Origin of the sequence: Lawsonia intracellularis PHE/MN1-00 (assembly GCF_000055945.1) — a bacterium.
Taxonomy (GTDB): Bacteria; Desulfobacterota; Desulfovibrionia; order Desulfovibrionales; family Desulfovibrionaceae; genus Bilophila; species Bilophila intracellularis.
The window spans coordinates 22,992-36,077 of record NC_008014.1 but is presented as its reverse complement, the minus strand read 5'-3'; the positions used below and the strand labels follow the sequence as shown (position 1 = coordinate 36,077).

The window sequence follows — 13,086 nt, the reverse complement described above, 5'->3', positions numbered from 1 at the left end:
GCAAGGAGATATATAGAAAATAAAAGTAAGACATTGTCAAGTATATCCATTTAATATTATTGATGAATACTTTTTAAAGATAGCATGTTTTCATCACAATATGTTGTTATTAAAGAATACAGACACGTTCCTATTACATAAATGTTATTATGATGGAACACTATGATAACAATATTACTAATAACTAACTACATAATTGAAGAAGTATATACTAGACCTAGTTATGTATCTATATTCAGTGAGATGTAAATTAAATGCTATCAGATACAAATTTTTGCATCTGTTTTATTTCATCTGGTATAGGAAGAATACGATACTCATTATGATCAAAGCCTAAATGAAAACGGATAGATATTTCTTGATACGGATGAGTACTAATATATAGATGTACTAAATTTTCTCCTGGTTCTACTTTTACCCAGTTAATAGATGATTCTTGAACAAATCCTATATCTTTTGGTGTATAATACACACCAAAGTATGTTTGGATAGGAGAAAATATATTAGCAACAACTGCAGCACGTCCATTAGCATCTGTAACTAAAGAAGGTAACTCTATGTATGGATTCGCTGATGCCTTAAGAAAAATAGTATTGTTATATATATATATAGTAATATCATTAGAATCTTCTTTATTTGTTATATTCTTAATATATTCTGGAGTTAGAAAATAGATGGGTGTTTTTAAATAAATATCTCCAAAGGTACGGAGTAGAGAATCTTTCCTTGCTCGAGATGGAGTACCAATATTTCTTTCTGCAAGGGCTTCTATAACAACATCTGGTTTATACCCAGTATCAAAAAGTTGTTTGAGAAAGGGAATTGTAAGATATTGGATATTCATCTTTAAAAATTGTTTTGAATAATATGCTAAAAGAGGGAGATCTCCTGGCCATATACGGTGAGATGGAGCATATTGACATGAACATAAAAAATAAGAATCACCAGAGAATACTATATCCAATGGTGATAGAGGACGATTATTAATAATAAGCTGAGGTTCAAACCAGGTTTGAGGTTCTTTTTTAATAAGATTAGGTATCTCTTTTGATTGAAATCGTTCTATTTGTAATAACTCTATACTTGAAAGCCATTCACTAGAAAAAGCTGTATTATACCTTTTCGTTTCATATACTCTATAGGCTGGTTTACTAGCCGTTGATAGAAGAGCAGGAAAATATTTGCCCAGTGCTTCTATAAGATACTGATGGCATATTTCCATTCCATAACCATTCATGTGGCCAGGATCAAACTTTTTATTATAAAGAGCATGTTCGTATTTTTTTTCATGAAGAATAGGAAGTAAATCTATCCAAGGGATACCTATTTCTTGAATAGCTTTTACTTTTTGTTTGTGTACACTTTCTCCTTTACACCAACGTGTCCAAAATGGAAGGTATTCTGGATATAATGTTGGTTTATCCGGAATAGTTACAAGGAAATAGGGTATCCCCTTAGACTTTAAGAAAATATACATACCTGCATGGGCAAGTTGAAAATGTATATATTCATGAGGATCAATTGGCTTTAGACCAAGATAGTATTGAAGGACAGGTGCTGTAGAAAGGATAGGGAATAATTCTCCATTCTTACCTGTGGCAGCAGATTTAACAGGAGCTGAAAGCCATTCTTCCCATATTGTTAAATAAAGTCCAACACAATGACTACGAAAAGCAAGACCATCTTGAAACCAAGGATCAAGTACTGATGGCCATTTTTGTAAAGACGTTTTATTAAGTGCTGGTTTTTCTACTAATACTCTATTTTCTCTATTATCCATTCCTCTTATCTGAATACCACAAACTGTTAGCAAAAACGGTAAAGATAAAAACGTAATAAAAAGAAAACTAACACAACCATATAGTATATTCATAATGATACGTTAACTACCTATTAACACACTTAATTATACTTGTACTATTGTATACAATAATTGTTCTGATGTTAAGAATAACAAAACTATGTCTAATCGTTAGTCAATATAGGTAGATGGATTTATCCAAATACTATTTAACTAATTACTATTTAATGATGTAATCTATCTTCTTACAGTGTGAATGTACCTACCTTTTTATACTGACCCCAGTCAATCTTTCATTCCCCTTCTAACTTGCTATACATGGCTCATGGATACTTACAACACGTATACAAAAATGGCATACGACTGAGGATTTGTCTGTTATGGTTATTCAGAAGACCCCGGTATCCTTTGCTATACGTGTATCCTTTGTCAACAGCGTTGACAGGATAATCATAGAGGGGAGTGTAATTCTCCCCTCACTATCACTTATTCATACACTATAAGGAGGTTACATGTTTCGTATTGATACCCCAGATGCTACACCAAATAATCGATTCACAGAAGGCGATCCTACTATACCTATAGAAGCAACAACTGTTTCTGCTGATTGGCTCAATAGCGTACAAGAAGAACTTATTGCTGTTCTTGAGCATGCTGAAATTGAACCTAATAAACAATCTACAATTCAACTACGTGATGCCATAGATAAACTTATTGAACAGCGTCTATCCATTGCAACATCAATGAAACCAGGGTTAGTTCAACCAGACGGCGAACCTGTTCAAATAACAGATGAAGGTGTGATATCTATCATACCAACATTAAGCGAATTTAAAGATTTTTTTGAAAAAACACCACCTAAGGGTTGGGCTGTCCGAGATGGGTCCATACTTCCAGATGCCGACACTGCTTATCCTGATCTATGGAATTATTTAAGAAAAGAAAAAAATACTTGGAAATGTAAATCTCAAGCAGATTGGACAGCACTATCAACAGCTGCTGGTGGTATTGGTGGTGTTCCTTTTTTTGTATTAGACGAAGCAGCAAAGACTATAAAACTCCCAGATACAAGAACAGATCATATTTATGGAAATGTAGGTGACTCTATTGGGAAATGGGAAAATGATGCTATGCGAAATATTACAGCTTGGTTTTATAATAATATTATCGATTTTTCAAATTGTGGCGGGATATTTTATGCCAGTGGACATGGTACCGTCATACAAACTTTTAATCCTAGTGGCTATGCAAATCACCAAATTAACTTAGATGCTTCACGCGCAGTTCCTACTGCTGCACAATTTCGTCCACGTCGAATTGGTTTACTTCCTTGTGTCTATGTAGGAGGAATACACTAATGGAAACCGTATATCAATATGATTATCAAGGCTTTTTTGTTAGTGAAACATATGCCTATCAAGGATTACCTCATAATTGTACCAAAGTGAAACCTAAAATACAGTCTAACTTTATTCCTCAATGGAATGGTAGTACATGGAAACAAGTAGAAGATCATAGACAGAAAAAGGATGGGCGTGATCGTATTATTGAAGGAACAGGGACACCATACTGGTTGCCTGGTGATACATGGAAACCTGAACCATGTTATATGACTGAGCCAGGACCTCTTCCTAAAAATGCAATACTTACACGTCCTGAGCCAGATCCTGCTATACTATTAAAGGAAGCAAAAGAACAAGTATTTCTTGATATAGATACAGCCTATAATGAAACATTGATGAATGTTATTCTTGCTCCTACACCAGAATCTAGTGGTAAATCAATAGAAGAAATACGAACTATTCTTTCTACTCAAAGAGCTGAGTTTGAACTTCAGCTTCAACAAGCAACAACAGTTGAAGAAGTAAAATCTATTCATATAGTATATTCTTTATAAATAGTATATTTCATCTGGGGAATTCATAGTGTATTTTGGTAATAATCATCTATTACCAAATACACATGAATGTACTCATTCTACTCTATAATTTTTACCTTAAAATTATCTATTAATCTATTTTATTCTTTAAAATTTATACATATTATTAAAAGTATATCTGTTATACTATATAGGTATAACAAGAATCTATATAGTATGATTTCCAAAAGATATATACTTTCTATATACTACATCAATACTTTTTATACACAGAAATAATTAGAAGTATACTTCTAGTCAAAGTATATTATATAGCATAGGAGTATATTTTTTATAGACAAACATATTTGTAATATACTATATAGAAAATCTTTATAACTTCTCTCATAAGAAGCATAGGTTCTGATAGTAATGCTTTATCTTTTTAGTATCGTTATTAAACAACTCATATAGATAAAAACAAATTCTATCTTTCTTTTTATAATAGGTAACACCATGGAAAAACTAAGTATCATTATGCCTGCGTATGAAGAAGCAGCAACTATTCAAGAAGTCATTGATGGTGTCCTTAAGCTTCCTTTAGTTAATTTAAAAAAAGAACTTATTATTGTTGAGAGCAATTCAACAGATGGAACAAGAGAAGTTGTCCTACAGTATAAGGAACATCCTCAAGTAAAAGTTATCCTAGAAGAACAAGCAAAAGGCAAAGGACATGCTGTAAGAAAAGGACTACAAGTTGCAACAGGAGACTATATTCTTATTCAAGATGCAGATACAGAGTATGATCTTGATGACTATCCAAAACTCTTACAGCTACTGATAGACAAAAAAGCAGATTTTGTGTTGGGTTCAAGACACAGCCAAGAACGCCGCAGTTGGAAAATACGTCGATTTGCCAAAAGAGAACGATTTTCCCAATATTATTTTAACTTTGGACATCTATTATTTACATTTCTTTTTAACATTACTTACCAACAGAAATTAAAAGATCCTTTTACAATGTATAAAGTGTTTCGACGCTCTTGCATTCAAGGTTTGACTTTTACAGCAAATAGGTTTGATTTTGATTGGGAAATTGTAGGTAAATTATGCCGTAAGGGTTATAGGCCATTAGAGATTCCTGTTCATTATCATTCAAGATCTCTCAATGAAGGGAAAAAAGTTCATATTTTTAAAGATCCCTTGTTATGGATTATTGCTTGTTTTAAATATCGTTTTTGTAAGTTATGATATTTATTGTGAATAACTCATATTATCTTGGTTTATGGAGAGAAAATGCACTACATTATTACAGGTGTAGCCGGATTTATTGGTAGTACTCTAGCAGAGAAACTTTTATCTATAGGTCATCAGGTAACAGGAATTGATAATTTCTCTACAGGAAAACATACATTTCTTAATAAGGCAAAACAACATGAACGCTTTACACTAATAGAAGGAGATCTTCTTGATACTAAAGCATTGTCAAAAGCTTTTGCAACAGGCGAGCAAGTGATACATCTTTCAGCAAATGCAGATGTTCGATTTGGAGTAGAACATCCATCGAAAGATCTTGAACAAAATGCTATTGCCACACACAATGTGCTTGAAGCCATGCGTTTACATAATATTAAACGGATAGCCTTTGCTTCTACAGGGTCTGTATATGGTGAAGCTTCTATTATACCTACCCCAGAAGATGCTCCATTTCCTATACAAACATCTTTATATGCAGCATCGAAGTTGTCAGGAGAGGGATTCATTGAGGCCTATTGTGAATCTTTCGACTTTATTGGACATATCTTTCGTTTTGTTTCTATTCTTGGACCTCGCTACACACACGGACATGTTTTTGATTTTTGTAATCAATTAAGAAAAGATCCTTCAAAACTTACTGTTCTTGGAAATGGTACACAACGAAAATCCTATCTTCATGTAGATGATTGTATTGATGCAATGTTGCTAGCAATAGAAAAAGCACCTACAGATACAAAGGTTCATATCTATAACCTAGGTGTTGATAGTTATTGTACAGTAAAGGATTCTATTGGATGGATTTGCTCTTCATTAGGAGTAACACCAACTGTTCAATTTGGCGAGGGTGATCGTGGTTGGATAGGAGATAATCCTTTTATTTATCTTGCAACAGAAAAAATTCGTTCTCTAGGTTGGACGCCTAAGTATACCATAGAAGAAAGTGTAAAAACAACTGTCAGTTGGCTTATGGAAAACACATGGGTTTTTGATAATAAAGAAAAATAATTGTTTTTTATGCCTCTGATACGTGTTGGAACAATACTAGTTTACTCAGTAGAGAAAAAATAATTAGTAATGGGTTTAATATGTCAAATACTACTACATGTAATTTTTTAAAAATTTTTCCTCTTCCTCATAAAAAAATGATCTTTTTTTTGTATTTATTACAGCTATTGCTTTAGCATCATTAAGTATTTTTTATCTCTATTTATCGCTCTCTTTTGAATTAACTAGCTTCCCACATCGTGTACAAGGCATTGCTATCCTTGAACTTCATAATGTATTTATACGTCAATTCCTTTATTTTACTTTCCTTATAATATTTTTTTCTATTTTTACTACTGTTGTTTCACTTCTTTCAATAATGGTAAAACATTTTTTAGAGAACTATCAAAGTGATACAATCCTTTTTGAAAAACATGCTCTCACTGCTTTATCATTAATAGAGATCCTTTCTATCTTTTTTATATTAATAAATAAACCATGCTATGAAGTACAATATCATGTTTTTAATGGATTATTCTTTGGTATACTTTTTATTTTAATGTTTCGTTGGTTATTATCTACAATAGGTTATTCTTCTTTTGTCATTAGATGTAAACTAACACCAGTTACATTTGGTTTTTTCTTTCTATTAACAGCAATACACCTTTTCCTAAAGGTATATAAATATCCACTAGATACACCTATTGATATACGTATAGGTTATCCTCATGGGATAATGATTACCTTTATTCTAGGATGGATCATTTCTCTTTTTGATAAAAGACATCAATTAGTTAAGATTGGTGCACCTCTTCTTCTTTTACCTTTAACTATCCTTATTGCCAGCGAGACTCAGTATATAGGTCTGCTAAGAGGATACCAATGGTCTCTAAAAACATTATTATTTTTGTTTACAGGTAGTTTGTTAGGATTTGTAATATATATATATACTACAGCTCTTACAGAGGAAAAGAAAATTAACTTATAAACAATACTCAATACATTACAACAATCTTCTAAAGTATTGGTACATTCCTATCTGCCTTATTACTTTAACTACCTTTGTTTCATGGAAACTAACTCTTGATATTGGTTCAGACTTACAACATCCTGGAAATAGTATCACTATTGCACAACAAGTAATCAAATTTGATAAAATTCCTTTTGTTGATGTTTGGAGTCATAGAGGTTTAAAGGATATTTTTCCTTCTTTATGCTTTATGATTTTTGCAGGAGAAAATTATGCTGTATCCAGTCTTATATGGTTTGATATACTTTGGTCCATAACTTATATCATCTTACTATATGCTATATTTACAAAAGTTGTGCGTCCTATTTATGCATGTTTACTTACTTTACTTTTCTCGCAACTGACTTTTAATAATATGGCTTGTTATAATTCTCTTATTTTACTACCTCCTCTTTTTTTACCATGGGCAATGCAACAACTAACCTTTTATCGTATTGCATGGATATGGTTTTTAAGTGCTAGTGTATTTTTATGGATGCCATCTGCTGGGAAAGCATCTATTTTGGGATTATGGCTTGTCTTTTGTATTAGAGGACTACAGAATATAAAAATTTTACTGTATAAAGTAATCCCAGCATTCATTGCTGTATTTGGAATACTAGGAGTAAGCTACTTTCTTTTAGTGTTCTTAAGAGGGTGGAACATTTTTGACAGAATTTCTGAAATAGAAGCATTTACCTTTTTAGAATTTGGAGCACATACACTTAGTACTATTGCACCAAAAATTTCTATAGAAGCGCTTTCTTACTATGTTATTATGCCACTTTTTTTTGCAGGGATATGTTATATTTTTGCTTGGCGAAAACTCTCTTTTAAAACTATTCCTTTAGTTCACTGGATGTATCTTGGAATAGCTTCAAGTATGCTTTTTCTTGTTACACGTACTATGGGTAGACATTGTTTAGTTCAAAGCATGCTTAATACATGTATAGGACAATACGAATTACTTAATAATCAACGTTGGTTTATATTTTTTTTCCTACACTAGTACTTCTTCCACTCATTCGTCCTTTTAAACAAAAAATATTTTTCCCTACATGGCTTACTATACCTATTGTTACTGTTATACTTCTCTCTGGTGACTTTGTAATACTTCTTCCGGAAGCATTAAAAATTCCACTTGTAAATTGGAAAACTAAAAATCTTCAACGGGTTCACTATATAGCAGAGTATCGACCTATAGTGGAATTCTTACAATCCCAATTAAAAAACAATGAAACGTTTGTTGATGTTACTAATGGCCATGGGTTGTATGCATACACTAACAAAGAAAATCCATTATTTTTGTCACTAGTTAATGTTTATGTTACTGATAAGGTTCAAAAAATACTTGTACAACAACTTCAGGAACAATTTGATAAAGGTAAATTTCCATTAGCAATTGTAAGTAGTCCATTTTGGGGAAGCAACATTGATGGACTTAATACAACAATGTTGTATTACCATGTAGCAGAATTTATATATCAACATTATGTACCTTATAAAAATATCCATGGATTTGAAGTTTGGGCTGCTAAAGAAAGCCGATTTAGTCAAGAGACTTCACAAGTAGAAGTAGAAGAACAAGTTACAGTAGATGTTCCTATTGTAACACAAGGCCAATACTTTGGTCATAATGCTAATGTAACAACAAATAATAATACTATACATATTGATTATGGACCATATCTACCAATGGTCAAACCTTCTATTATAAACTTAATGACTGCAACCAATATGTCTCCAATAGAAATAGCTCCATATAAAACATGTAAATGTGAGTTGGAGATTACAAATGTATTACAAGGAACGTTACAACTTTCATTTTCATTTGATCATCAACCATATACTAGTGAATCTTCATGCTATATTTTTATTCCAGCCTATAAAGAAAAGACAAAAGTGCAGCTAACAAAAATTCTTCCAGAAGGAGCAAAAGCAATAACAGATATTCGTATTACTGCACCAGACCATACCTATATGGATATCTATTCTTTTTCAATGACCCTATTAAACACCTATCCATGTACTCTACTTATAGTTACACAAATAGATCAACACAACTATGGACCATACTTATGGGCAAATTATGATCCATATCATGGATTATCTAACAATACTGTATTAGCAACATTTACTAAAGATATAAAAATACATCCATCAGAAACTTATCATATAGTCATACCTTCTTATATAAAAGATGACATAGCAGAGTATTTACATTTTCGTATACTATCTCCTAACGGTGGATATTTAGTAGGCAATGTTCAAGATATAGACAATCATTCAGGAGAATTTAGATTTGCATTAAAAGAGAGTACAGAACCTATTGACTATTTGTTACGCATCAGTAGTCAATATGCATGGAAGAATAAACAACAATTTTCTCTTACATCACATTCAATATATCCTATACATATAGAAAGTATTTGTGCAATAAAAGGAGATTAGCTGTATTTTTCATTATATTTACTCTATCTAAATAAAAGCTTCTATCAATATATGGATTAACATTTGTTTAATGAAAGATATAACTATGCTAGACAGAAAAGTAACTTTCTGTTAATAAACACCTTGCTATACGCCATTTACTTCAAACTATTATTTGATATTATATAGCTATTCAAAAAGATACTTTTTACTGTACATTAAAATGGTACTCTAATACTGTAGAGAGTATAGCATATTTTTTTACATTAACTATCTATGTATCCTATTACTATACTCCTGATATGTATTTATATACTACTATAAACATGGGATCTAAGATATGCCGTCATCCTATTTAAGTGGACTGTCAAAATTTTTCCCTTTCCCTGAAAAAAGAAATGATTCCTTTTGTGTCTTTATCACAGCGATTGCAATAGCTCTACTAAGTACTTTTTTATTCTATACATCACAATCTTTTGAGCTTATGGCCTTTCCAGATCGCATTCATGGAGGAGGTATTTTCAATGGGCATAATGCATTTAAACGTCCTACTCTTTATTTTACCTTATTAGGCATTTTTTTTATTATCTTTAGTTGTATTGTTTCTCTTTTGTCTATCATAATACAACAGTTTACTGACTTATATAAACGTGATGTCATCCTTTTTGAAAAACATACGCTTATTTCTGTATCTTCCATATTAATCATATCAATACCAATGGTTCTTATAAATGAACCTCTCTATGAAATACAATATGATCTTTTTAAAGCATTAACGCTTGGCGTATTTCTTATTGTAACATTACGTTGGCTTTTATGTATAAATGAAAGATATACAATTTCTGAAAAACTACGATTAACACCAGCAGCATTTGGATTCTTTTTTCTATTTTCTGGAATATATCTTTCTTCTAAAGCATTACGGTACCCTCTAGATGGACTTCTTAATACACGTATGGGGTATCTTCATAATATCTTATATTTCTTTCTATTAGGATGGATTGTATCTATTCTGGACAAAAAACATCGTTTTCTTAAAAGCTGTACACCACTTCTTCTCCTCCCCTTAACTTTTATTATTGCTAGTGAAACACAATATATACTTCTGACTCATGGTTATGAAGTCTCACTACAATCAATTCTTTTTTATTTTACAATTGTCCTATGCGCTATTACTGTTTTTCTTTTTTTAACAACAAAGAAACATATATCTATTAGCTATAATAAGGTGATGAAGTATTGGTATTTCCCCTTATGTATTATTACGCTAACAGTTTTTATGTTGTGGCAACCATCACTAAATATAGACGATGACTTGCTTCATCCAGCTAATTCATTTGAGCCAGCACAACAACTTATTCAGTTTGGCAAAATACCATTTGTAGATACATGGATTACAAGAGGACTTCGTGATAGTCTACCATGTACACTCTTCATGCTGTTAGCTGGCGAACAGCATACAGTAGATAGTTTTATTTGGTTCCAGGTATTCTCATACCTTACATATCTCATCATTCTTTATTGTACATTTACAAAAATTGTTCGTCCTGCCTATGCTTTTTTTCTTACCTTCTTTTTTGCTCAAGTATTAGTTGAATACTCTGGCTGGTATAATAGTTTAATGTTATTGCCATTGATATTTTTACCATGGGCAATGCGTAATATAACTTTTATACGATCAGCTTGTATTTGGCTCTTAGCTGCTACAGTTTTTATATGGATGCCATCTGCTGGTAAATCTACAATTTTAGGTTTATGGCTTGTTTTTTTCATCAAAGGATTACAGGACATAAAAGTTATATTTCGTAAAGTAATTCCAGCATTTTTTACTGTTTTTGGAATGTTAGGAGTCATTTACATAAGCTTTCTTTTACTTAAAGACGGAAACGTTCTTGATAGAATTACAGAAATACATGGAGTTACCTGTTTAGAATATGGAGCCCATGCTTATGAGGCTATTACAAAACCCTCACTAACTGTTGTCTGGTATTATATTGTTACACCATTATTTTTTGCTAGCATCTGCTGGTTGTTTATATGGCGTAGTCTATCATTACAATCCATTTCTTCAATCCACTGGATGTATTTAGGAATGGCAACCAGTATGCTTTTTCTTTTTACACGATCCATTGGTAGACATTGTTTATTAGAAAATGCTTACTTAATGGTATTTACATTCATTTTAATAGGCCTTCTTCCTCTTATTCGTCCATTTAAGCAACGAATCTATTTACCAGCCTGGCTATTTATTCCTGCTATTATCATCTTACTTACTTATAATAATTTTGTATTTATCTCTCCTGAAGCATTAAAAATTCCCCTTGTATCATGGAATAAAGAGACATTAGAACGAGTTACTTATACTGATAACTATAAACCTGTGATACAATTCTTACAGCAAAAACTTAAAGAGAAAGAAACTTTTATAGAACTTCTTAATGGTCATGGACTTTATACCTATACACATAAAAAAAATCCTTTTTATCTACCAAATATCTCATTATACGCCACAGATAACGCACAAAAAGTACTTGTAAAAAATTTAGAACAACAATTTAATGAAGGTAAAATTCCACTAGCTATTGTTGCTTCTCCATTTTGGGGAGGATGTATAGATGGCATGCCTTCAACAGCTAATCACTATCGTATAGCAGAGTTTATTTATAAACATTATGTTCCCTATAGAAATATCCTTGGATTTGAAATATGGGCTGCAAAGGGAAGTCGTTTTGAAAAAGAGGCTCTCCCAATATTACAGTCACCTGCTGAAGTAATGATTCCCATTAATGCTAAAGGAACATACTATGGGAAAAACTCTAATATAACAGTTACAGACAATATTCTTAGTATTAATTATGGTCCATATCTTCCAATGGTTAGTCCATCTGTCATAAATATGATGACAGCAACAAATATGGATCCTATAGATATATCTTCCTATAAAGTTTGTACTTTTGAACTAGAATTAACTAATGTTGTCCCAGGGTGGCTGCAAATCTTTTTCTCTTTTGATAACCAACCATACACAGAAAGATATTCTTGTAAGATGTTAATACCAACATATACTGAAAAAACGACAGTTACATTAGATCATGTGCTACCTAATAATGTAAAAAAATTAACTGATATTCAGCTTATATTTCCAGACTATACATTTATAAATCTTTCTTCCTTTAAGCTTCAATTATTCAAAGAGTATCTTATTCAACCATTATGTGTAAGCCAAACTCATAACGTAAAATGTGGAGCTCACTTATGGGCAAATTATGATCCCTATCATGCTGCTTATAACAAATCATTAGTAACATTATTAAATAATGTAACACTTAAACCAAACGAAACACACTATGTTTCAATTCCTCAATATAAAACTGATCAGCATGCAGAATATCTATCGTTCCGTATTACTTCTCCTTCTGGAGGTCAGATAAAAGGAACCATAAAAGATAAAAACAATCATTCAGGAATATTTTTCTTTACACTTAAAAAAAATACAGAACCTGAAGATTACCTTATACGAGTTAGTAACCAATATGCATGGAAAAACAAAAAAGACTTTTCTTTTACATCACATTCTCAAGAAGATATTCATATAGAATATATAAACATCCTTGAAGGTGATTAATAGTAATACAGTATATGTGTATCATCTGATTAGGCTACTGCATTACCATATAAGCTATTCTAGACAATCCCTACACTTTATAGTAGCTACAGCTAGCTATAACTAACTATTAGTTAATAGTT

The 13,086-nt window shown here is 31.7% G+C and carries 9 protein-coding genes; 8 read left to right on the top strand and 1 reads right to left on the bottom strand.

Annotated features, from left to right (window positions below; translation table 11 throughout):
* Positions 1-250: 250 nt before the first annotated feature.
* Positions 251-1,873, bottom strand: coding sequence for a hypothetical protein (locus tag LI_RS06910; RefSeq protein ID WP_011527346.1), 1,623 nt, complete (start codon positions 1,871-1,873; stop codon positions 251-253).
* Positions 1,874-2,313: 440 nt separating this feature from the next.
* Between LI_RS06910 and LI_RS06905 the strand changes: the two genes are divergently transcribed.
* The 8 genes from LI_RS06905 (at position 2,314) to LI_RS06880 (ending at position 12,964) form a co-directional block, all read left to right on the top strand.
* Positions 2,314-3,159, top strand: coding sequence for a hypothetical protein (locus LI_RS06905; RefSeq protein ID WP_011527345.1), 846 nt, complete (start codon positions 2,314-2,316; stop codon positions 3,157-3,159).
* The gene (locus tag LI_RS06900; protein WP_011527344.1) at positions 3,159-3,698 is read left to right on the top strand and encodes a hypothetical protein; all 540 of its coding nucleotides are present in this window, start codon (positions 3,159-3,161) and stop codon (positions 3,696-3,698) included. Before LI_RS06905 ends, LI_RS06900 begins: the two co-directional genes overlap by 1 nt.
* A 477-nt stretch (positions 3,699-4,175) precedes the next feature.
* Positions 4,176-4,910 carry a glycosyltransferase family 2 protein gene (locus LI_RS06895; RefSeq protein WP_011527343.1) on the top strand — a complete coding sequence of 245 codons (735 nt, stop codon included), beginning with the start codon at positions 4,176-4,178 and terminating at the stop codon, positions 4,908-4,910.
* 45 nt (positions 4,911-4,955) lie between these two features.
* Positions 4,956-5,921: an NAD-dependent epimerase/dehydratase family protein gene (locus LI_RS06890; protein ID WP_011527342.1), complete on the top strand. Its 966-nt coding sequence runs from the start codon at positions 4,956-4,958 to the stop codon at positions 5,919-5,921.
* A gap of 358 nt (positions 5,922-6,279) precedes the next feature.
* Positions 6,280-6,888: a hypothetical protein gene (locus LI_RS07655; protein WP_011527341.1), complete on the top strand. Its 609-nt coding sequence runs from the start codon at positions 6,280-6,282 to the stop codon at positions 6,886-6,888.
* Between the two features lie 232 nt (positions 6,889-7,120).
* The gene (locus tag LI_RS07650; protein WP_011527340.1) at positions 7,121-7,918 is read left to right on the top strand and encodes a hypothetical protein; all 798 of its coding nucleotides are present in this window, start codon (positions 7,121-7,123) and stop codon (positions 7,916-7,918) included.
* Positions 7,891-9,360 carry a hypothetical protein gene (locus tag LI_RS07645; RefSeq protein ID WP_011527339.1) on the top strand — a complete coding sequence of 490 codons (1,470 nt, stop codon included), beginning with the start codon at positions 7,891-7,893 and terminating at the stop codon, positions 9,358-9,360. Before LI_RS07650 ends, LI_RS07645 begins: the two co-directional genes overlap by 28 nt.
* A gap of 319 nt (positions 9,361-9,679) precedes the next feature.
* Positions 9,680-12,964, top strand: coding sequence for a hypothetical protein (locus LI_RS06880; protein ID WP_011527338.1), 3,285 nt, complete (start codon positions 9,680-9,682; stop codon positions 12,962-12,964).
* Positions 12,965-13,086: the final 122 nt, after the last annotated feature.